20 protein-coding genes are annotated in these 20638 nt (G+C 57.9%); 8 read left to right on the top strand and 12 right to left on the bottom strand.

Going from position 1 to position 20638, the window contains the following annotated elements:
- Position 1 precedes the first annotated feature (1 nt).
- The gene (locus EFB14_RS00110; protein ID WP_126821686.1) at positions 2-2134 is read left to right on the top strand and encodes a beta-galactosidase; all 2133 of its coding nucleotides are present in this window, start codon (positions 2-4) and stop codon (positions 2132-2134) included.
- A gap of 124 nt (positions 2135-2258) precedes the next feature.
- Here the strand turns inward: EFB14_RS00110 and EFB14_RS00105 are convergent, their stop codons facing one another.
- Together EFB14_RS00105 and EFB14_RS00100 are read right to left on the bottom strand one after the other, a co-directional pair.
- On the bottom strand, positions 2259-3410 hold the full coding sequence (locus EFB14_RS00105) for a YaaC family protein (RefSeq protein ID WP_126821684.1): 1152 nt from the start codon (positions 3408-3410) through the stop codon (positions 2259-2261).
- 10 nt (positions 3411-3420) lie between these two features.
- Positions 3421-4203 (bottom strand): hypothetical protein, encoded by a 783-nt coding sequence (locus EFB14_RS00100; protein WP_126821682.1) that lies wholly within the window; start codon positions 4201-4203, stop codon positions 3421-3423.
- Between the two features lie 205 nt (positions 4204-4408).
- On the opposite strand from EFB14_RS00100, the gene EFB14_RS00095 reads away from it, so the two are divergent.
- The gene (locus EFB14_RS00095) at positions 4409-5029 is read left to right on the top strand and encodes a hypothetical protein (RefSeq protein WP_126821680.1); all 621 of its coding nucleotides are present in this window, start codon (positions 4409-4411) and stop codon (positions 5027-5029) included.
- On the opposite strand, the gene EFB14_RS00090 is transcribed toward EFB14_RS00095, so the two are convergent.
- The 3 genes from EFB14_RS00090 to EFB14_RS00080 form a co-directional block, all read right to left on the bottom strand.
- Entirely contained in the window at positions 5022-5846 is an 825-nt protein-coding gene (locus EFB14_RS00090) for a reverse transcriptase domain-containing protein (RefSeq protein WP_126821678.1), read from the bottom strand. The genes EFB14_RS00095 and EFB14_RS00090 overlap by 8 nt on opposite strands.
- 348 nt (positions 5847-6194) lie before the next feature.
- The gene (locus EFB14_RS00085) at positions 6195-6491 is read right to left on the bottom strand and encodes a hypothetical protein (RefSeq protein WP_126821676.1); all 297 of its coding nucleotides are present in this window, start codon (positions 6489-6491) and stop codon (positions 6195-6197) included.
- 1170 nt (positions 6492-7661) lie between these two features.
- Positions 7662-8264: a hypothetical protein gene (locus tag EFB14_RS00080; RefSeq protein ID WP_126821674.1), complete on the bottom strand. Its 603-nt coding sequence runs from the start codon at positions 8262-8264 to the stop codon at positions 7662-7664.
- A 37-nt stretch (positions 8265-8301) separates the two neighbouring features.
- Between EFB14_RS00080 and EFB14_RS33930 the strand changes: the two genes are divergently transcribed.
- Positions 8302-8541 (top strand): hypothetical protein, encoded by a 240-nt coding sequence (locus EFB14_RS33930; RefSeq protein ID WP_126821672.1) that lies wholly within the window; start codon positions 8302-8304, stop codon positions 8539-8541.
- A gap of 642 nt (positions 8542-9183) precedes the next feature.
- The gene (locus tag EFB14_RS00065; RefSeq protein ID WP_126821668.1) at positions 9184-9714 is read left to right on the top strand and encodes a dihydrofolate reductase family protein; all 531 of its coding nucleotides are present in this window, start codon (positions 9184-9186) and stop codon (positions 9712-9714) included.
- Positions 9715-10073: 359 nt separating this feature from the next.
- Here EFB14_RS00065 and EFB14_RS00055 read toward each other — a convergent pair whose 3' ends face one another.
- Positions 10074-11864 carry an ABC transporter ATP-binding protein gene (locus EFB14_RS00055; RefSeq protein ID WP_126821666.1) on the bottom strand — a complete coding sequence of 597 codons (1791 nt, stop codon included), beginning with the start codon at positions 11862-11864 and terminating at the stop codon, positions 10074-10076.
- 534 nt (positions 11865-12398) lie between these two features.
- Between EFB14_RS00055 and EFB14_RS00050 the strand changes: the two genes are divergently transcribed.
- Entirely contained in the window at positions 12399-12884 is a 486-nt protein-coding gene (locus tag EFB14_RS00050) for a P-loop NTPase family protein (protein WP_126821664.1), read from the top strand.
- A 154-nt stretch (positions 12885-13038) separates the two neighbouring features.
- On the opposite strand, the gene EFB14_RS00045 is transcribed toward EFB14_RS00050, so the two are convergent.
- The 3 genes from EFB14_RS00045 to EFB14_RS00035 all read right to left on the bottom strand — a co-directional run bounded on the left by EFB14_RS00045 (position 13039) and on the right by EFB14_RS00035 (position 14397).
- Positions 13039-13482, bottom strand: coding sequence for a carboxymuconolactone decarboxylase family protein (locus EFB14_RS00045; RefSeq protein WP_126821662.1), 444 nt, complete (start codon positions 13480-13482; stop codon positions 13039-13041).
- Positions 13418-13846: a MerR family transcriptional regulator gene (locus EFB14_RS00040; protein ID WP_126821660.1), complete on the bottom strand. Its 429-nt coding sequence runs from the start codon at positions 13844-13846 to the stop codon at positions 13418-13420. Before EFB14_RS00040 ends, EFB14_RS00045 begins: the two co-directional genes overlap by 65 nt.
- A 155-nt stretch (positions 13847-14001) precedes the next feature.
- Positions 14002-14397 carry a nuclear transport factor 2 family protein gene (locus EFB14_RS00035; protein ID WP_208661835.1) on the bottom strand — a complete coding sequence of 132 codons (396 nt, stop codon included), beginning with the start codon at positions 14395-14397 and terminating at the stop codon, positions 14002-14004.
- A 112-nt stretch (positions 14398-14509) separates the two neighbouring features.
- Between EFB14_RS00035 and EFB14_RS00030 the strand changes: the two genes are divergently transcribed.
- On the top strand, positions 14510-15448 hold the full coding sequence (locus tag EFB14_RS00030; protein ID WP_126821658.1) for a LysR family transcriptional regulator: 939 nt from the start codon (positions 14510-14512) through the stop codon (positions 15446-15448).
- Positions 15449-15473: 25 nt separating this feature from the next.
- On the opposite strand, the gene EFB14_RS00025 is transcribed toward EFB14_RS00030, so the two are convergent.
- The 3 genes from EFB14_RS00025 to EFB14_RS00015 form a co-directional block, all read right to left on the bottom strand.
- Complete coding sequence (locus EFB14_RS00025) at positions 15474-16154, bottom strand: redoxin domain-containing protein (RefSeq protein ID WP_126821656.1); 681 nt, start codon at positions 16152-16154, stop codon at positions 15474-15476.
- Between the two features lie 202 nt (positions 16155-16356).
- Positions 16357-17418, bottom strand: coding sequence for a DMT family transporter (locus EFB14_RS00020; RefSeq protein ID WP_126821654.1), 1062 nt, complete (start codon positions 17416-17418; stop codon positions 16357-16359).
- Between the two features lie 62 nt (positions 17419-17480).
- Positions 17481-18113, bottom strand: a complete 633-nt coding sequence (locus EFB14_RS00015; protein WP_126821652.1) for a TetR/AcrR family transcriptional regulator — start codon at positions 18111-18113, stop codon at positions 17481-17483.
- 123 nt (positions 18114-18236) lie between these two features.
- Here EFB14_RS00015 and EFB14_RS00010 point away from each other — a divergent pair, with 123 nt between their 5' ends.
- Both EFB14_RS00010 and EFB14_RS00005 read left to right on the top strand, forming a co-directional pair.
- Entirely contained in the window at positions 18237-19229 is a 993-nt protein-coding gene (locus tag EFB14_RS00010; protein ID WP_126821650.1) for an NADPH:quinone oxidoreductase family protein, read from the top strand.
- A gap of 230 nt (positions 19230-19459) precedes the next feature.
- On the top strand, positions 19460-20455 hold the full coding sequence (locus EFB14_RS00005) for a hypothetical protein (protein WP_126821648.1): 996 nt from the start codon (positions 19460-19462) through the stop codon (positions 20453-20455).
- Positions 20456-20638: the final 183 nt, after the last annotated feature.

The following is a 20638-nucleotide window of genomic DNA, read 5'->3' as shown; positions in this document are numbered from 1 at the left end:
CGTGTCCGACAAGACCCTCTCCGTATGGAACACCGTCCAGACCGACCGCTTCCTCGTCGGTGTGCCGCACTATCCCGAGCATGTCGATGAAAGCTATTGGGAGCGCGATGCCGAGCGCATGGCGAAGGCCGGCTTCAATATCGTGCGCATGGCCGAATTCGCCTGGCATATCCTGGAACCGAAGCTCGGCACCTACAATTTCGATCTGTTTGACCGCGCCATATCAATGCTCGGCCGCTACGGCATCGACACGATCATGTGCACGCCGACCGCCACGCCGCCGCGCTGGCTGACCGCCGCACACCCTGAAATTCTAAGGGTCGACGGCAAGGGCCGGCCGATGAGCCACGGCTCGCGCCAGCACTGCGACACGGCAAGCCCTGTTTTCCGCGAGCACAGCAAGCGCATCACCAGGGCGATGGCCGAGCATTATCGCGGCAACCCCCATGTCGTCGGCTGGCAGACCGACAACGAGCTGAACACCAGCATGCCGGAGAGCTTTTCCCAAGCGACGCTCATCGAATTCCAGGCGTACCTTGCCGATAAATACCGCGAGATATCAAAGCTCAACGCTGCCTGGGGCGGCGATTTCTGGGCGACGGCCTATGACAGTTTCGACCAGGTGGTGCTGCCGATCGAATTCGGCCCGACCTTTCCGAGCCCCGGCCATGTGCAGGATTACCACCGCTTCCTCGCCTTCTCCACGGCGCGCTTCCAGCACGACCAGGTGGAGATCCTGCGGGATGTGAAGCCCTCCTGGTTCGTCTTCCACAATCTCGGGGGCTTGAGGGATATCGATTTCCGCGGCCAGTTCAGCAAGGATCTCGATTTCGTCGGCTACGACATCTATCCCATGCTCTATGACGAGTTCCAGCGGCTCGGCAACCACGCCAAGGTGCAGGCGCTGCACCTCGATATCTGCCGCGGCTTTTCCGGCAATTATATCGTGCCCGAGCAGCAGTCCGGCTTCGGCAGCCAGCCGGGCTTCTGCACGCTGACGCCGGAGCCGGGCGAGCTGCGCCGCATGGCGCTCTCCTCGGTTGCCCATGGCGCCGATGGCCTGATGTTCTTCCGCTGGCGGCCCGCCCATTTCGGCGCGGAGATCTATTGGATGGGCATCATCGACCATGACGATATCGGCCGCCATCGCTATGAGGAGGCCAAGCGCTTCGCGACCGAGATGACGGCGCTCAAGGACAAGATCCTCGGCACCTATGTGCGCATGGATGTCGGCATCGCCGGCTCCGATTTCGACAATCAGGAAGCCCACAAGACCTATCCGATCGGCCTGCCGAGCCCGCAGGACGACGCGATCCTGCTGCACCAGCACTGCTATGACAGGGGCATCGCCTGCGGCTTCATCCACCCGGAGGACGATCTTTCCAGGCTGAAGCTCTTCTATGTCCCGCACTGGGTGATGTGGAAGGACGAATGGACGGCAAAGCTAGAAGCCTTCGCTGAAACAGGCGGCACCGTCGTCATCGGCGCGCGCACCGGCACCCGCAATGAGGATAACCACGTCATCCGCGAAACCGCGCCGGGCACTGCGCTTTCGAAGCTGACCGGCGTGCGCGTCGAAGATTTCGGCCGTCTCGCAGCACCCGGCGCCAACGGCCTCTTCGACGTGATGGAGCGCTCCGGCGGCCTTGTCATACCGCCGAGCAAGCCTGCCGAAAGCAACCGCCGCCACCGCCGCTTCAAGATCGGCAACCGCGAAATGGCGGCCGGCCATTTCTACGAAAACCTCGTGATCGACCCCGACGTCGAGGTGATCGCCGCCTGGTCCAACCGCTACGCCGAAGGCCAGCCGATGGCGACCTCCCGCAAGCTCGGCAAGGGGCAGGTCGTCTATCTCGGCACCTATCTCGCGCCTGATCTGACCGAGGCGCTGACCGAACGGCTGTTTGCGCCAGCCGGCATCGAACCACTGGTCGGCGGGCTGCCCGAGGGCGTGGAGGTGACGATGCGAATGAACGATGAGCGGCGGTTGTTGTTTGTGCAGAATTATACGGATCAGGCGGTGACGGTGGGTGGCGTGCCGGCCGGGCGGGATCTGCTGGATGGGGAGAAGATGGTGGCGGGGAGGCTGGAGCTGGAGGGGTATGGGTGTGCGATTGTTGAGGTGGAGGGGTGAGGGGGCGTTGGCCTGCTGAAGGGGCGAGAAAGGAGGGCGTTCGCGCGTCCTCTCGGAGGGGCGGGCGATGATTGCGACCTCGCGATCGGGAAATATTCCTAATCGCCCTTCATAGGGTGGGTAATCAATCGTAGAGAAAGATTAGCTTGTCCAGAGCTGAGGCAGTCAGGAGCGGAACTCTGGACAGCGCATTATCCACTAGTTCATCAATTAATGTCGACGCCTTCGAGTTGGAACGAAATTCTTTAATCCAAACGTGAGGAAAATACCTCGTGATCATGCCGGCTATGTAAAGTGCATAGTAGTAATAGCCAAACTCGTTGAGATGATCTCCATCACCGATGAAATACAGCTCATCGCGACTGTTGCCGAAAATCTCAGGCAAAGAGAACTCTGAGGGAACGGGAAAAGCGGCCTTCCAGGTGACCGCCAAACCACTGCCTACTCTCTTGAACGAAAATTCCGGAACGCTTCGCGGAGAAATCCGAAACTTTGATCCAACGTCATCGAGGGCCATCTCTGTGACGTGATGCATGATGTAGATACGGGTAACAGCTGTTGCCGACTCCTTTTCATCAAGAGTGATTTCCTCTTCGATTGAACCCCTGCAGAGCTTTGTATCTTCTCCATAAGCGTCCAACGCCGGGATCATCGCAGGGATGTGCCTTAAGCAATCTAAAAGAGTGACGGGCGTTTGTTGGTAAGGTATCCGCTTAAGGGCAACTACTTCCGATGTGGCATTATAGGTATTCCTGGCGCCGCCCTCGGGATATCGGAAAGTTTGCTTTGAGTAATTCGGTATGTGAGTTGCAAACTGTCTCCAAAGCCCGAAAAGCCCGGTCATCCCTGTGGCGTTAGCATCAGGTCGAACTCCAAAGTTACAGACATCTGCATCGCGCATAAGTTCCAATCCGTGACAGTTATAACGTGCGTCTCTTCGGTCAAAACTGCACGTACCATCACCGCTCCACAGTACCTCAGCGTTAGCGAGCGCAATCAAGCCGTAGTAGGCCATCAATGCTCTGGTGGCGGGACCGCCACTTTCGGCTGATTGAAAATATTCGCGGGCTTGAGCCAGCGAAAATGCAAGCTGCCCCATTTGCTTTCGCACGTTTTCCTTGTGGCTTCTGCTTATTTCTCGTTCAGCCATCACTCTCGCTGTCATCCGCTCAGTTTCTTGAAATCGTGCCAGACGTCTCCAAATACCGTCCGCGCCTCGACCGTCCTTGACAAAGCGAATTTCGAAACCGGCCAGCAAATTTTTGTCGGCGCTCATTGTCCCCTCCTCAAACTTCAACGTGAACGTGGCCTTTGTCTTTGCCGATGAGCTGTCGAATGATGGTGGCGATGTCATAGCGCCCCTCAAATTCCAACATCGTGGCCACCTGTTCCAGAACGTAGGTGCTACCGAGCATTATGTGCGCCTGCACGAGAGCCCGAATGACGGTTTCGACATCACCGGTGGCAGGCGGAAGCCCTCGCATAGCCTGTGTCAGGTGCTTAACGTCGTGCCCTCTGGATTCGAGCTGCGGAAGATTTTCGTGCCGCGCGGGCTTAGGCTTGTTCCTCACCCGCTTTTTGGCTTCCTTCGCCTGAGCGGGCGTGATTTCGATTTCCAGTGTTTCGGTGCCAAGGTTAGTCTTGATCGTTTTCTTCATGCGGATGGTGCTTTTGGTTTCCTCAGAAACCTTCGCCATTGCCACGATGGATTTATCTACTGAAGTATCGAACGTCGTAATTTCGTTGACTGCTATCGTCTTCGGTTTTGGCTTCAGGCCATTCTTCAGCTTTTTCGCGAAGGAGCCGAGGTCTTCCGTGGCTTTTGCAACCTCAGCTCCACCTTTGATCCACGTCGCAGCAGTCACCACGATGTCGGTTAGAATGAGCCAGGTGGAGCCCAGCTCCATCCGGGCAAGGACCAGTTCCCTGCCGGTCATATCCCAATAATCGCTGCTCAAGGCCCTGAGGACGGTCCCGATCCTTCCCGCGCTCATTGGGAGCTCGTTATGGAACGAGATAATGAGAACCCGTTCGTCGTCGGAATTTTTACTGAAATCAAAGTCTGTCATGCTGTCCCCCTAGATATGCGGTGAGGCTATATCTTCAGCGACAGAAGGCAACGCCCTAGAGTTGTCTTCAAAAGAGTTTTCTTATTTCAAGTTAGGGCATCGCCCACCCTCGTGACCATTCATCTTTCGATGACGATAACGAGGGCGCACCCTTCTGGTTGTGGCAAAAACTTCTGCTATAGATCGAGAAGCAAAGGGGTGGGAAATGGCCAAGAACGATTCTGAAAACTCGTATCGTAATTCCGTGCGTGAAAAATTCGCGAAGCTCATACAACTAGTTGGGTCGTCGGCAACGGCGGCAGTCCTCATGGGACTAATTGCAGGCGCCGGTGGCGACATAGCCACTAGGTTCTGGAAGCCCGAGCAGGTCACGGTATGGCAACTGTCGGGTACCGACCAAAAAGCCCTTCTGGCTCGCCTCGAAAAGTCTCAGGGAGATGCAGCGGTACTTCGCCAGATCGTCTCGGACAATCCCAAAGCCACCCAGCTGGTGGAAACTCTAACGGCAGACATCTCCGCCACGAAGGAATTGCTTCAGTCCCTACCTTATATAGAGCGCCGCGCTTCTCTCAATTTGATACCTGATGTCTTCAGCGCCGCTCATGCGCAGCAGGCAGCAACCACCCCGCCGGCCGAAGACCATTCTCCCAATATGTTTCTTTACCTAATTTTGGCGCTGGTCGCCTTCGTGCTAGTTGTGTTCTGCCTGATGTACGTTTTCACGAAGGACAAAACGAAAACCGCGTTTGCCGAGAAAATGATCAGCACCATCATCGGCTTTGCGCTCGGTATGCTGACAGGTTCGAACGCTGGGAAGCTCAAGTAGCCTCGGGCGCGGGAGCGACCACGGCCGCAGGCTTGGGTTTTCTACGGAAAAATGCGCGGCGGCGGCGCTTCTTTGCGCCAATGCGCCATGTGTGCGATGCCACGATATCGCGATAGGTCTCGAATCCCTCCTCACTTTGAGGAGATCGGTCCACAGCGTAAAATTCATCCACACGGTCTTGCAAAACCTTGGTGTCACCCTGTTCAAGGCTACAATTAAAGATATCGATGGCCTCAGCGGGTGGGCGGGTCTTCTCATCATTAAGAGAGAACCCCGCCTCCGCTATGGCAGCGAGAAGGCCGTCAAATGCGACTTGTAGTCCTTCGAGATCGTTTCCTGAAAGGCAGATGTCATCCATGTACACGGACACGGTTATGTCAGGATCAAGCCCCCGCAGATAGGTTCCAATAGTCGACTTGGAAAGTACCAGCGTCGCGAGGATTGGCGACTGAACAAACCCATACGGGATAACGTAGCCACCCCCTTCGTAAGGGTTCTTCACCGTTGACCACTTCGCATAATATTCAGCGCGGAAGATGCCTAGATCCTTCAGTACGCGCTTCAACCGATTACGCTGAATGCTGTAGAAGAAGCGGGTGATGTCGATGCGGCAGAAATATTTGTTCGCGCGATGACGGTGGAGCGCAAGGACGTGAGACCCGTCCTTAAAATGATAGATGAAGCTATCGAATGTATGCGCCTTGTTTACTTGGCGCTTGATGTCAAAGCCAAGCTTTTCCGAAAATGGATTAGGCGCGTAGATCGGCTTCCCGTTGCGCATAAATGAATAAAGGAAGTTTTCGAACTGTACGGCCATAGTTGACAACCTTGCTGAGCAGATCCAGAGCGACATTGATAATCTCAAGAGAGACGTACAATCCGGTTAGAACCGCTACAGCAAGGTCGAGACGCTTTTGAATTTTTTTCATGGGCGAATCCTCCATTGCGAGACTTCAGCAAACTGCAACCCATGTTTAACCATGGAGTCGTCAACTGAGAGAACAGGTAGTCTCGAAGCTCGTACATCAGGACAACCCGAGGGTCGACAATCAGTAGAGAGCCGTGAGCCGCAGCCTATTGCTAAAGTCACCTCGTATATATTTGCGGCAAGTTGCGTTTTCAACTCTCTACAAGCAGCAATCGCGTGTATTTTTTCAGCCACTCCCTAGACCTTCCAAAACATTCCAGCAATCAGCAGCGCCGTGAGGATCACCAGAAGAAACAACACCAAACGGTGTCGCGCTTTCGCGTTCTCTCTCTGGATTTCCAGCATTTTATCGGCGGTGAGGTGGCGATGCTCCCTCGGGATATCTCTAATCGTCAGGACAGGCTTCTGCTTGAGAAGCGCGATCAATATCGCGACGAAGCACGCCATAGCAAATGCAGCGAGCGTCCACGGCGAATTCACATATTCCACAGCCGACCACATGGCACAGCATCTCCGTTCCTGCACCTCGTCCATGAAGTGCTCAGCTAATTCTCTCGATTTTTCGCTATCTGACTCAGCATCCCAAAAACGCGGAATTGGACCGAGTCGTTTCATTTGCATAAGCGTGGCATTTGCCACTTAAGCGCTGATTACCAAACTTAATCGCACGAACGTTGCTCCAACCTTCCGCATTTCCAAAACATCGCAAACGCCTACAGAGTCCTATATGAACTCGGGATCTTTTTTGTTCTCGTTTTTGGAATGTAGAAATGGTGATCGAAACCCCTAGAATAGTCAAGTCTGGCGAATTTTGGGCCGTTATTCCGCTCAACATGTTGTTTTTATTTGATTTTATTCCTAGCAATGCGAGGTGATATTTGAGGGGCGATCGACTGCGCCAAAGCAAATAAAACAGAAATTTCCCTTGAAAATGTTTGCAATCCCGCAATATTTGAGTCAAAAATAGAGTTTTTATTTGAATCCCTAAATTTTTTCCTTTTGAGTCAAGAGCAAAATAAGATATTTCACTCAAAAATCTCATTATCGTATGAAGATTCGTGTCGATATACTTTGTATATGTTCCACACTTATTTTTACCAGATACCACCGGCTCCCTAAAAGAGGTCGATGAAAATTCACGCACAGAAATACCCCGAGGGTCGCGAACGACACCTCGTGGCGGGAATAAGATTGTGTTGAGGAGACGCATGCTCGGTCCTTTCACCAAAAAGAAAAGTGAAGAACATCGGGCTGCTTGCTGCGCAAAATATCATGTCTCGGACGGCCCGCAAGGGGTCATACTGCGTCGGCGCCGATGCTGGTACCGGACTGATCCCACCTGCACGCTTGAAACTGTTGTCAAATTAATTTTCGCGTCCGCCCAGAGTTTAGACTCTGAGTCTCAGAGGCATCTTCAGCGGTCTTTGTCCAGTCGGGCTACCCGTGTACCGGAGATATGGTGCAGGCCTCTGGCGACGGCGTGTAGTTGATTGCGCGGCCCACAGGAGTCGGGATGGAATTTTTCGTGCAGACAAGCGCGCATCTTTCAGTGCGGAGAGCGCTTTCCTCGGGAAAAGCCGGTGAGGGGAGGCTGGAGCTGGAGGGGTATGGGTGTGCGATTGTGGAGTTGGAGGGGTGAACTGGGCGTGCCTAAGGGCGATATGTGACAGCGCGTCGAGTGTGCTGGCGGGATCTCACGATCAATCAGTTGCCCCAGCCAATTTGCAACCGATCAAATCGAACCTCGCTCAACGGCCGGTCGGAGGGGCCCAGCCTTACCGAACGAAGAACGAGATGAAGCTCGGGGGAATAGTATTGTTCGAAAATAATCGGAGGCAATCCCGTCAGTTCCAGACGGCTGTTGATGGCCCAAACTTTGTAGGAACAAGAGGAAATCGTTTCCTCTCCCAAGCCGTCGAACCTGATAAAAGTAGTGCCCGAAACGGATTTTTTGCCATTGAGGAAAAGCGTCGTGTCGGATTGCCAGTTCTTCTTCTGTGGCAGATCGTCTAACGCAATCGCATTCGCGTATTTCAGCTCATGCGTCCCGTTGGGACCAACTCTCTTTTCGACGAGCAAGGGGTGCAGATATACAGCCGACACCGGCTGCAGTGAACGGCCACGCTCCACCAGCTTTTGTTCGGTGAGACCCGGACCGTCCGGTTTGTAGAAGACGGAAAGGAAAGGCACTTCTCTGGTCAGCAGCACGCCCTGTTTGGTCTCATTGGCGGTTAAGCAATTGCCAAAGGCTGGCACCGCTAAAGTTATTCCGACCAGTAGCGATAAGCTTCTCAGCAAGATCGACATACCAGATACCCCTCATCCAAATCCGCTACGTCAGTGCTTGGCTGAAATTGCTCCATCTTGGTCAATCCGTCCCATCCGCTCCGCTGTCTTCATCCAGATCATGAACCGGCAGATACGTATTCTTCTCCAACAATCCGCCGACTCCATGACGGGTTATCTGTACGCAACTACAAAAAAGGCCCGCTGGGCTTGGACGGATGACGAAAAGCTGCGGCATGCGTCTTACAAGGGGCTGCGCGAGAAGCAGGATAACGCGGCGGTTTATGAACTGGAATAATGCTCAAGCGCTGCGGTCTGCAACCGACGTAAGGCTAAATAATTCCTATCAAACCTAAAACTATGAAGATCAACATGGCAGAGGTCACCACCACGAAAGAAGGCAAGGCGAACATGAGCTTCGCTTTCGGTTTCATCAATACGCAATCATCATCACCTCCTCGATCGGCCCAGTAGAATTCAGGCCCGAAATCTTCGCTGAAGTCGAAGCCGTTTCTAACGTAAAAAATGATCGACCTGACGTACCAATACCAGCTGTGAGCGCAAAAGCCGCCCACCAAGCACAAGATGAGCCACGCTACAAATCGATCTCCCGCAACCAATTCGATATCTCCCTAACAATCCTGACCGAGCTGGCCCGGCCCTACGAATGAGTTAAGCCGTTCCATCCACTTTGCCCGTCCCCACTTTGTACGTCCTCAAAGACCTATCAGTCCATCGTGACGCCGTCGGCGTCAATGTGGCTGTCTGCTGGGTTGATCGGCTATCCGCAGGTCCAGCCATTGGCGTTGCAGATGCGCGAGAAGCCAACCATGCGCATTCCAAAAACCAATTGACATAAAACTAGTTGATCTCACCCATAACTGATTGCATTATGCAATCAGACTCACGCGGATATGCCATCTAACGGAGGAAAGCTGATATGGCTAAGCTCGTGTTCGGAATGAACCAGTCTCTGGACGGCTATGTCGATCATATGGCGTTTGCGCCTGGCCCCAAGCTCTTCCGCCACTTCATCGAGGCGGTTCAGAGCTCGACGGGCAGTGTGTACGGCCGCAAGATGTATGAGATCATGCGCTACTGGGACGAAGAGCATCCTGAATGGGATGCGGACCGACGTGCCTTCGCGGCGGCGTGGCGGAAGCTGCCGAAATGGGTCGTGTCACGCACGCTGAAATCCGTCGGCCCCAACGCCAGACTTGTCGAAGGTGATCTCGCGGGCGCGATCCGCGCCTTGAAGGCCGAGCACGACGGGGGGATCGGCGTTGCCGGTCCGGACCTAGCGCGCAGCCTGACCGAACTTGGCCTGATCGATGAGTATCAGATCTATCTGCATCCTGTCGTGCTGGGGCAGGGCACGCCATTCTTCGCCGGCGCCCGGACGCCGCTGCGCCTTACGGCCACCGATCGGATGGACGAGAACGTGATCAGGTTGACTTACGTTCCGGCTTGATTTTGTGGCCGCGCTGGCGGAGCGGATCTGCAAAGGGAGGGCGCCAGGAACGGACAAGTTGGCTTCTTGGCTTCCTCAGCGGGTCAGCTTATGCGGAGAGGAACACCCCCCTCTGTCCTGCCGGACATCTCCCCCACAAGGGGGGAGATCGGCAAGGGGTTGGACCATCGCTCCCTCTCTGACGATATCGATAATCACATTACTGGAGTTGTTTGGGGAAGCCATTGCGCCCATCCGATCTCCCTCCTTGTGGGGGAGATGCCCGGCAGGGCAGAGGGGGGTGCTCCTCTCCGCATAAACTGACTTGGTGAGGGAGCTTGGGGAAACAAACGCCAGGGCATCAGCCCTGGCGTTTCTGTCTACGCCACCAACCCCTTGGTCAGTTCCAGCGCCTGACGTTCGAACAGACGGCGATAGATGCCGTCGTGCAGGCGGATCAGCGACTGGTGGTCGCCTTCTTCGACGATGTTGCCCTTGTCGAAGACCAGCAGCCGGTCCAGCGCCCGCACCGTCGACAGCCGGTGGGCGATGACGAGCGTGGTGCGGCCGACCATCAGGCGTTCCATCGCCTGCTGGATCTGCACTTCGCTCTCGCTGTCTAGGCTCGATGTCGCCTCGTCGAGGATCAGCACCGGCGTATCGGCGAGAAACGCGCGGGCGATGGCGACACGCTGGCGCTCGCCGCCCGACAGCTTGACGCCGCGTTCCCCCACCATGGTTTCATAGCCCTTGGGGAGCTCCATGATGAAGTCGTGGGCGCTTGCCTGTTTCGCCGCCTGCTCGATCTCGCGCCGCGAGGCGTTCGGCCGGCCATAGGCGATGTTTTCCGCCAGCGTCCGGTGAAACAGGATCGGCTCCTGCTGGACGATGGCGATCTGGCTGCGCAGGTTTGCCTGCTTGACGCGCGCGATATCCTGCCCGTCGATGCGGATCGTGCCCGCATTCACGTCATAGAGGCGCTGGATGAGCTTGACGAAGGTTGTCTTGCCCGAGCCCGAATGCCCCACCAGCCCGACGCGCTGGCCCGGTTTGATGGTGACCGAGAAGTCCTCATAAAGCGGGTTGGGATGCGCGCCATACTGGAAGGTGACACGATCGAAGACGATCTCGCCGCTCTCGATCCTGATCGGCGTGGCGTTCGGCCTGTCCTCGATGCCGAGCGGCGTCTTGTCGAGCAGCACCAGCTCTTCCATGTCGTTGACGGCCCGCTGCAGGTTGCGGATATCCTGGCCGACATCGCGCAGATGGCCCTGCAGGACGAAGAACATCGCCAGCACGAAGGTGATATCGCCAGGCGTCGCCAGCCCCTGCCGCCACATGATCAGGCCCGTTCCCAGGATGCCTGCCTGCATTGACACCATCAGGAAGCCCTGGAGCGTGCCGCTCAGGTTGCCGCGCTTCCATGTCCGCCGCGTGCGGCTGTCCCATCGGGTGAGCACCTGGCCCAGCCGCGCTTCCTCGCGGTTCTCGGCGCCGAAGGCCTTGACCACGGAATTGCAGCTGATGGCATCGGCGAGCGCGCCGCCGAGCTTGGTGTCCCAGGCATTGGCAAGCTGTGCGGCCGGCGACACGAAGCCCATGGAAAGCGCCACCGTCACGCCGATATAGACGAGCGACCCCACGCTGACGATCAGGCCCATGATCGGCCAGTAGCTACCGAGCACGATGCTGGCGCCGATGAGCATGACGATGGATGGCAGCAGGGCGACCAGCAGCAGGTCGTTCAGCGAATCCAGCGCCCACATGCCGCGGGTGATCTTGCGCACCGTCGAGCCGGCAAAGCTGTTGGCATGCCAGTCTGTGGAGAAACGCTGCACCTTGTGGAAGCCGTTATTGACCACATCCGCCATGGTGCGCAGCGTCAGCCTGATGATGCCGTTGAAGATGAACCAGCGCAGGGCCACGCTCGTCAGGCCGAGCGCCACGACGATGACGAAGGCGCGCAGCGCGCCGTCGGCTGCATTGCTGCCGGCAATGGCATCGACGATCTGGCCTGAGAACACCGGCACCATGACTTCGGCCAGGGTGCTCAGGATCACCAGCACGATGATGCTGCCGACCAGGAGAGGCCGATGGGTCCAATGATGGAAAACAAAGCCGAGCACGTGGCGATAGGCATCGGCGCGGAAATCGAGCTTCTTGCGAGTCATTTTAAACGCCCGGCGCCATGGCGGCGACCGGTCCTCAAAATAGAGCGTTAAAAGGCACAGCCCGGGCGGGAGACGCAGTGATCCCGTCAGATCAATCGGGCTATGAAGGAAGAAAAAACCGCATGTCGCGCGCCTAAGGCGGGCCGCGAATGGGAATGACCTAGTGTCGGGACATTCCACATGGGAAGGCTTCGATGATTTCTGCTGTCATGCAACGCCCCCCTGATGTTCGATCTGATGCGGTGAGTTTTATGTAGCGAAGGAATTTGCAATTGCCAAGCGGGAAATTACAACCTGACGGAAAGTGATGCGAAAACGACACAATTGGGGGCTGGGGAAAGGGGTGGCCGAGACGCCCGGCCTTGGATCGTCGCTTCACGAAAGACATGATCCGCTTTGGAGGCTCGCTGCAACCGACGTCTCATCGGCTTTCGGCCCGAAGCGGACTTTATTGAATAGCCGACCGGCAAGGAATTTGAGATAAACGGCGACCGAGCTCATGAACTAGCCATCCTTCAGCGGACGGAACGTGTGGTGGATCGAATTTTCATTGTCGGTAATGGCGGAAGTGGCAAAACCTGGCTGGCCGAGCAGTTAGGAAAGAGGCTCGATGCTCCCGTTGTTCATCTCGACGACCTTCATTGGCTGCCGGATTTTGCCGGAGAGCGCCCGCGCCATGAGCGTGATCGGCTCGTGGCTGAGGCTGCGGATGGCCACTCCTGGATCATCGAGGGCATCTACGGGTCCATCCTCAAGCAGGTTTTCCCGCGTGTAACCACCCTGGTCTGGCTCGATGTCTCCGACGAAGAGTGCATTTCAAATCTCACGCAACGAGGCCAAACCGGTGGCGGAACACAGGAACAATTCGAGGAACTGTTGGAATACACGCGGGGTTACCGCCTCAGAAGAAACAACCTGAATTCCTTTGAAGGCCATCAATGGTTCTTCGAACAGCATCCACATCATAAGTATAGGCTGTCGAGCCGGTCTGATATCGCTACTTTCCTGGCCACAGTCTGAAATCGCCGAACCGCTGTCTGCTGCACTCGGGTAGCTCACGGTATGGCTGGCCCGAAGCGGTCATTCGACGGCCGCAAAGGTCGGCCACTTGGGCCGACCTTTACGAGCAGGTTTGTTCCAAGGTTTCCGCGGCAGTGGTGCCCGATACGAACGTTTACCTTGAAAACGGGTGTTCGATAGATTGCTCCTGCTCACCAGGCGTGGGGAACCGGGCAGCAAAGACCTCCTTGGCGGCGAACAAGCCATTCAGCGCCGCAGGAAAACCGGCGTAAACGGCCATCTGCATCATAATCTCGGTAATTTCGTCCTTGGTCAGACCGACATTCAGCCCCGCTTCTATGTGAACCTTCAGTTGCGGAGTCGCGGTTCCCATCGCAGTCAGCGCCGCGATCGTGGCGATCTCGCGGGCGCGCAGATCGAGGCCAGGGCGGCTGTAGATGTCGCCAAATGAAAACTCGAACACGTAGTTTGCAAAGTCGGGGGCGATGTCTGCCAGAGCGGCGATGACATTGTGGCCGGCTACGCCGTCGATTTCAGCGAGCGCCCGCTTGCCGCGTTCCAGCCGGCTTTCGCCTGTCTTCGGGGATTGGTGCGTCATGGTCATTTTTCCTCTGTTCCTGGCCGGCATATCCGGCAATCTTGGTATCGAGGACGAGAAGGCAGGCTTGCAGTTCGGCCACATGGGCACGGACACGCTCACGGTGCTGTTCAAGCAACGCGCCGCGCTCCGATTCCGTGCCGACGCCGCGCTCCCTTAGAGCTGCGTAGTGCAGCATTTCCCGAATAGGCATCCCGGTCGATTTGAGACGGTCGAGAAATTCTATCCAGGTCAGGATTGACGCGTCGTAATCACGTTGGCCCGATCGGTCTCTGTCGGCATGAGGAAGCAACCCGATCCGCTCATAATAACGGATGGTGTAGGCTGACAGTCCCGAACGCTTTGCCAGTTCGCCAATCTTCATAAACGCCCTTCTTTCGTCACGACGCATGGGAAGCTACCGGTTAGAGCGCACTCTAAGTCAACCCACTAAAAACGGATTTGCAAAAATTCGCGAAACCGGGGCTCCCCGCAACCGACGTCCCGGGCCTGGCGGGACGCGGATCGATGGCAGATCGTTCAGGCCAGGATTTCGGCGGCGAACACCTTCTGGACGATCTGCCAGCGTCCGTTGAGGTAAAAGCACGACAGCAGGTCGGTCACTTCGCGGGGCGGGATCCGCAGGCGGAGCTTGAGCAACGCCATGTCGCGGGTCATGGCGATCGCGAGGATCTGGTCGGCGCGCACGCTGCCGGCGTCCCGCGGTGAGGCGAGGGCCCGGACCGCATCGAGCCAGGTGGCAACGGCGGTCACCACCACGCTGTCGCCATCGCCGCGCCTGGTGACCAGGGCCGCGGGGTCGAAGATCGTCGCGAATGTGTCGGCGTCCATCGTGTAGGCGGCATCGAAGTAGGTTTTCGCCAAGGCGACCAATTCATCTATGTTTCCCGTCGTGGGCGTGTGCTGCAACGTCATGGTGGTTCCCTTCAACTCTCATGTCCGGCTGAGTATAAGGATGGGGGCGGCATTGATTAGCCCGCGCGCACTAATCAGCCTTGTAAGCTGAGCTAAGAAATTGAGGACGATCATGAAACCTTCCCTTCCGTCCGCCGGAGACTTCAACCAGCTGCGCGCCTTCGTGGCCGTCGCCGGTTCGCTGAATTTCAGCCGGGCGGCCGAGAATCTCGGCGTGTCATCCTCGGCGCTCAGCCAGATGGTCCGGGGGCTCGAGGAGCAGCTCGGGGTCAGCCTGTTCAACCGCACCACCCGCAGCGTCTCCCTGACCGAGGCGGGGGCCAGGCTGCTCGAACGGGTGCAGCCCGCCGTCGAGGCGCTGGGGGAGGCGATCGGCGAGACCCGCGAGCGCCGCGCCGATCCCGCCGGAACCGTGCGGGTGCACTGTTTCCGGGCGGCCGCGGACCTCTATCTCACACCGATCCTGCGTGACTTCAGCGACGCCTATCCGCAGGTCGTGCTCGACGTCACGCTCGACGATGCCGTCGTGGACATCGTGGCCGAAGGTTATGACGTCGCCATCCGCCTGGGGGAGGTGATCGACAAGGACCTCATTGCGGTGAAACTCGGCCCGGAGCTGCGCCAGATCGCGGTCGCCTCGCCCGATTATCTCGCCCGGCACGGGACGCCGGCCCACCCGCGCGACCTTCTCGCCCATCGCTGCATCGCCTGGCGATGGCCGGGGCAGAAGACGCCTTATAAATGGGAGTTCATGGAAAACGGCAAGTGGTTCGAGGTCGCAATCGACGGGCCGCTGATCTCCAACATGAAGGACTTCGGGGTGCAGGCGGCGGTCGATGGAGTGGGTGTTGCATTCGCCAGCCAGCAGTTGATCGAGCCCCACATCGCCCAGGGCCGCCTTGTCGCGCTGCTTGAGACCTGGTCCGCTCCTTTCCCCGGCTACTACCTCTGCTATCCCGCCCAACGGCAGATGGCGCCGCCTCTTCGCGCCGTAATCGACGCCATCCGCGGCGGCCCGCGCTGGAGCAACGGCGTCGAGGCGGCGGCCTAGTTGGGTCGCTTCGCCCGACTGCAGGTTAGCGTCCAAGGCCGCCCGCGGCGGCGATGATCTCCGCTGCGGTCGGGAACGTGGAGAGGCTGTTCGGTCCGTCCAGCGCCTCGATTTGCGCCCAGCCGATAGTGCCGTTCGCATCGACCAGGAAGTGGCCGACGAGCTGGGTCGCGTGGTTCGCGAAGATCGCATGATCGGCTTCATCAAGCTCGAAGCGGTCCTTGGCGTTGAGGATCGTGTTGCCTTCCATCGGGTGTAGCGGTTCCGGCAACTCGCCCGTGGGGTTGATGCGTGCCGACTGGAACTGCGCCATCGTCGCGGTATAAGGCCATTCGGGCTGCTCGCTGCTCCCATCGGGCAGAAACTCGGCATGCGGTACACCGTAGGCCCGATGCGTGTTGCAGTCCGGATCGCATAGCAGCGTTACCGGCGTCGGACGGTGGCGGAAATACAGGCGGGCGCGTTCCACCGGCGTGTTGATAACGGCCACGGTCTCCACCCCGGCGGCGCGCAGGGTGGGCTCTATGCCGGCAAGTTGTTCCACCTGACGCCGGCAGAACGGGCAGTGCAGCCCGCGAAAGAAGCCGATCAAGAACGGGCGACCGCTGAAGTCGGCGAAAGAGATCGTTCCGTCGAAATTGGCCGAGGCTAGTGCGAAGGCGGGCGCGGTTTCTCCAGGTTGCAGCGGACGCTTTTGGTCTCCCATGGAATAATTCCTCTCCCGTATCGTCTCAGGTGAAACGACCGAAATTGAACTATATCACGTGTCACAAGAAGGCTCACCGCTCGATGTTGAGATCGCCGAGGGTGGCCAGGGCCGGGTTAGCTGGACGGCTGCTGCAGGCTTACCCCACCATGATTGCAAGTGAGGCCGGCCGCTCGCGCCAGAAGCAGCAACGGTTTGTCATCTATTCATGGGAGTGGCGATGGTGCAGATCGGGGTAGTGAGGATGTTTATGCCTTAGAGGCTCATGGCGATGCCAATGCGAGTGCGGTTCGCTGAATGGGCCGTCATGGGAATGTTGGTGATGCTCGTCATGTACATGCGAGTGCTCGTGTTCCAACGCCCCATGCTCATGCTCGTGGTCGTGACGTTCGGCCAGATGAAGCCAAAGACCAATGGCCATGAGAACGCCTGCCGCAATGACCTGAAATGTCACGGCCTCGCCGAAAATTACGACTGCAAGCACCGCCCCGATGAACGGCGCTAGGGAAAAGTAGGCTCCCGTGCGCGCTGTCCCGAGATGACGAAGCCCAAGCATGAACATAACCAGGCTAACGCCGACGCCTAAGAAGCCGACCAATGCGCCCGCTCCAACAAGACCAACGTTGGGCAGCGAGGCACCGAAGATGAGTGCCAATAGAAGATTGCTACTTCCTGCCACGACACCCTTGATCATGGCGATTTGAACTGGGTCCGCCGACGACAATTTGCGGGTCAGGTTGTTGTCTATGCCCCATGAAAGGCACGCGGCCGCAATGAACAGGCTGCCCTCATCAAGCCGCAGGGCTTCACCGTTCCACGACAACAGCACCGCGCCCGCGAGGATCGCACCAGCGCCGAGCAGCAGTCGCTTGTCGACATTTTCCCGAAACACAAGCCAGGCAATGCCCATGGTCGCTAGTCCCTCCAGGTTGAGGAGCAGCGATCCCGAGGATGCAGACGTATGAGAAAGCCCCAGCATCAAGAACAGAGGGCCGAGCATCCCCCCGAACAGCACGACAAAGGCGAGCCAAGGGAGGTCTGCCTTTTGCAGCGGGGCCTCGACATCCGCAAGTCCGATCAGGCGACGGCCCCAATGAACGACGGCGAGACCAAGTCCGGCTCCCAAGTACAAGATACCCGCCAGCAACCACGGATCAATCGATCCCACCAGCAGTTTGGATAGCGGCGCAGACGCACCGAACAGAACGGCAGAGCCCAAAGCAAGGGGGACACCGGGCCAAAGATGTGCGTGTTTGCTGATCATCGCTGCGGTGTATCATAGCAGATCAAGCAACTGCCACCGTCTTTTCAGCCGCTGCCAGCAGCCTAATTCGGTTGTTGGCGTTCGCGAGCATCCGGCGCCAGCGTCTTCCAGGCGGCCATGGCCAGAGTGATGACTGTCTCAAGTTCGGCACGGCTTGCGCCGTCGCGCGCCTGCACCGATAGGCCGTGCATCACGGTGGTATAGTAGCGCGCGATGGCCGTCAGGCTGTCGGTCGAGGCAGCGAGGTCGCCATCATGGACGCCTCCGACCAGCCGCTGCCTGATCTCCTCGAATTGCGCCCTGCGAATGTCGGCCAGAAACTCTCGTACCGGGTGGTTCTCGATCGCGCCGGTCGGCGCTGCCAGGACCAGCATGCATCCGCGCGGCGAGCCGGGAATGGTGATGGTGTCGGCCACGGCGCGCAGCATGGCGTGTATCGCCTCGTAGGCCGTGGGCTGCTCGCGAAGTGCCGCCCTCGGGGGCTGCCCCTGGGTCGCGGCATTGAGGGCGATGGCCTCGCGGAACAGGGCCTCCTTGCTTCCGAAGGACACATAGATGCTGGCCGAGGCAATTCCCATCGCCTCGCTCAGGTCCTTCATCGAGGTCCCTTCGTAGCCGCGCTCCCAGAACAGATCCATGGCGCTGCGCAAAGCGACGTCCCGGTCAAATGTCAGTGGCCTGCCACGCGTCGCCATCTCATCTCCGATTTTTTTGTCGATCGACAAACTATAGCTTGACGGATGCCGGAGCGCCATGCATTTATTTATTTGTCGATCGACAAACAAATCTCGCCATCACCTTGAACAAGGACCAGTCCCATGAGCGTCCCCACCTTCATGCGTGCATTACAGCAGACATCCTTCAATGGCCCTCGGGATTTGCGAATGATCACCGATGCGCCGGTGCCGGTTCCCGGTCGAGGCGAAATCCTCATCCGCGTCATCGCCGGCGGTATCAACATGGCCGACATCTCCCAGGCCTACGGCAAGTTTCGTGGAGGCCCGCAGCCGCCGTATGTTGCCGGCTTCGAGGGGGTGGGTGAAGTCGTGGCTCTGGGCGAGGGGGTCACAGTGGTGGCGCCTGGCGCTCATGTGATCGGGGTCGGATATGGCGCCTTTGCCGAATACATGGTGCTTGCCGCGATGGCCGCAGTACCGGTGCCCAAGGGATGGTCGGACGAGCAGGCGCTTGGCCTGGTCGTGAACGTGCCGACGGCAGTGGCAGCGCTGAAGCTGCTGGGGCAGATCGAGAAGGGTGAGATCGTGCTGATCCATGCGGCGGCAGGCGCGACCGGCCAGGCCGTGGTCAAGATCGCCAAGCACTACGGCGCAACGGTGATTGCGACGGCCTCATCGGACAAGCACGAGATCGTGCGGTCCCTGGGTGCCGATCACGTCCTCGACTCCCGCATCGCCGATATCGCCGCCGAAGTGCTTCGTCTGACCGGCAATGCCGGCGCCGATCTGGTCATCGAGTCGGTCGGGGGTGAGACCTTCGAGGCCAGCCTGGCGTCCGCGCGACGCGTCACCGGCCGCGTCGTCGTGACAGGGCTGCCCGCCGGAGAAGCGTCGCTCACAAATTGGGACCTCGTCTATAAACATCAGCTCCACATTATCGGCTTCAACATGGGGGTGCTGATCCAGGCCGCGCCGCAGATCTTCGGTGCCGTCATGGGCGAACTCTTCGCGCTCATCAGCGCAGGTGTCTTGTCCCCCGTCCAGCCAACCGTCTACGAACTTGCCGACGGGCCAAAGGCGCTTGCGGCATTGGAGGGTCGCTCCACCATCGGCAAGCTGGCGCTGCGGGTCTGAGCCGGAATTCGGTAGCAGATGCCCCACCCGAAGGGAGGTCGTGGCTGCTTCGCGTCATTTGCGGTCGTTGCTTCCAAGGCTTACGCTGGACCGGCGGAGGTTGACCACATGCGCTTACACTGCCGCAATTCTCTGTTCATACGTTGTATAGACACTGGCGCAAGCATCTTGTGCTGCCCTAAGCCTCGCTGTGACAAACTCATCAACGTAAACCGAGAGCAGAGGGATCAATGGCACTCGACCCGGAGATCAAGGCGAAAGCCGAGAGACTTGCTGTAAAGAAAAACGAACTCAGCGCCTGGTTTCTGAAGCATCCCCCACAAGTTGCAGCTGTCATTGCCATGCGGGTGGGTTTGAGAGTGCTTCCGTTTGTCGTGCCAGAGACCGTCGGAGGCGCGCTCACGATGAAGGAGCGGCATCGAATAGTCACAGCATTTCGTTATCTTGCGCTTACCAGGCTCTCGCTCACAAGCCCGGACTACGCGCTCTACGAAACCTGCACCGTTATCAATACGGTTGCGCCCAGAACAGGGAATGCGGCCGAAGCCGTGATACACGAGGCGAGCGCTCCTGCGATGGCATTCGTCAATACCAGACATGGTGACGTCAGAGTGGACATCGTTTTTCTTGACGCCATCAATGCGGCTTCATCGGCCACAGTCATTGACGGCGCTGGATTGCCTTGGGACGAGATCGCCAGGGACAGGGATTACATAGATGCAGGCAACAACTGGTTCACACTCCTGAACCAAAACCTTTGGTCGGGCACGGATGGTGTCGACAATGCGCCAGAGCCACACCGTGCTTGCTGGCACTCGATGCGTAGCGCACTCGATAGTGATGATCCAAGCTGGAAGATCTGGACAGATTGGTATCAGGATCGTTTGGCCGGCGTCCCGCCACAATCGGATAAGATAGAGTATTTCCGACTGACCCTCATTCCAAATGGGCATGTGAAGGCTCGTGACACCTCGAAAGAAGGGCGGCTTCTCTGGAAGAAGGAAATAGAAGAAAAGCTCAAGCTGTTCAGGAATGATGCGCGAAAGGCAAACCGCCTCATGCAAACATTCCTGCGGGAAATAGCCTCTGATCAGAACAGTTTCGACACTGATCCGCGCATTCCCGCCCCTTCAGCACCCGAGCCTCCTTCCCATACTCCAGGGGAAACACGTGCGGGGTGGGCCGGCGGCTTTCTTCGCAAGTATTTTGGTAAAGACGATCATTAGGTAAAAATTATGAACCCCGCCGCCGGATGCCAACTGATCGGACGAATGTCCGCTTCGGGCCGATACCGTTGATAAAGTCGCGTCGAGATCGTGCGGCAGCTCTGGATTGCGGCTGGCGCGCCAAGGTGTAGCTCCCTTTATGCTGGTTTCGGCATCGGCGTCGGGATTAGCTTTGCGAGTTTC

The organism is Rhizobium fabae (assembly GCF_003985135.1).
Classification (GTDB): domain Bacteria; phylum Pseudomonadota; class Alphaproteobacteria; order Rhizobiales; family Rhizobiaceae; genus Rhizobium; species Rhizobium pisi.
The sequence above is the reverse complement of the archived record's forward strand: the minus strand, read 5'-3'. Positions and strand labels throughout refer to the sequence as shown.

Excerpts from the sequence above, each read along its gene's own strand:
- EFB14_RS00105 (WP_126821684.1), bottom strand. The coding sequence starts at position 3,410 with ATGAGCGCCGACAAAAATTTGCTGGCCGGTTTCGAAATTCGCTTTGTC.
- EFB14_RS00100 (WP_126821682.1), bottom strand. The coding sequence starts at position 4,203 with ATGACAGACTTTGATTTCAGTAAAAATTCCGACGACGAACGGGTTCTC.
- EFB14_RS00095 (WP_126821680.1), top strand. The coding sequence starts at position 4,409 with ATGGCCAAGAACGATTCTGAAAACTCGTATCGTAATTCCGTGCGTGAA.
- EFB14_RS00090 (WP_126821678.1), bottom strand. The coding sequence starts at position 5,846 with ATGGCCGTACAGTTCGAAAACTTCCTTTATTCATTTATGCGCAACGGG.
- EFB14_RS00085 (WP_126821676.1), bottom strand. The coding sequence starts at position 6,491 with ATGGACGAGGTGCAGGAACGGAGATGCTGTGCCATGTGGTCGGCTGTG.
- EFB14_RS00080 (WP_126821674.1), bottom strand. The coding sequence starts at position 8,264 with ATGTCGATCTTGCTGAGAAGCTTATCGCTACTGGTCGGAATAACTTTA.
- EFB14_RS00065 (WP_126821668.1), top strand. The coding sequence starts at position 9,184 with ATGGCTAAGCTCGTGTTCGGAATGAACCAGTCTCTGGACGGCTATGTC.
- EFB14_RS00055 (WP_126821666.1), bottom strand. The coding sequence starts at position 11,864 with ATGACTCGCAAGAAGCTCGATTTCCGCGCCGATGCCTATCGCCACGTG.
- EFB14_RS00045 (WP_126821662.1), bottom strand. The coding sequence starts at position 13,482 with ATGACGCACCAATCCCCGAAGACAGGCGAAAGCCGGCTGGAACGCGGC.
- EFB14_RS00040 (WP_126821660.1), bottom strand. The coding sequence starts at position 13,846 with ATGAAGATTGGCGAACTGGCAAAGCGTTCGGGACTGTCAGCCTACACC.
- EFB14_RS00035 (WP_208661835.1), bottom strand. The coding sequence starts at position 14,397 with ATGACGTTGCAGCACACGCCCACGACGGGAAACATAGATGAATTGGTC.
- EFB14_RS00030 (WP_126821658.1), top strand. The coding sequence starts at position 14,510 with ATGAAACCTTCCCTTCCGTCCGCCGGAGACTTCAACCAGCTGCGCGCC.
- EFB14_RS00025 (WP_126821656.1), bottom strand. The coding sequence starts at position 16,154 with ATGGGAGACCAAAAGCGTCCGCTGCAACCTGGAGAAACCGCGCCCGCC.
- EFB14_RS00020 (WP_126821654.1), bottom strand. The coding sequence starts at position 17,418 with ATGATCAGCAAACACGCACATCTTTGGCCCGGTGTCCCCCTTGCTTTG.
- EFB14_RS00015 (WP_126821652.1), bottom strand. The coding sequence starts at position 18,113 with ATGGCGACGCGTGGCAGGCCACTGACATTTGACCGGGACGTCGCTTTG.
- EFB14_RS00010 (WP_126821650.1), top strand. The coding sequence starts at position 18,237 with ATGAGCGTCCCCACCTTCATGCGTGCATTACAGCAGACATCCTTCAAT.
- EFB14_RS00005 (WP_126821648.1), top strand. The coding sequence starts at position 19,460 with ATGGCACTCGACCCGGAGATCAAGGCGAAAGCCGAGAGACTTGCTGTA.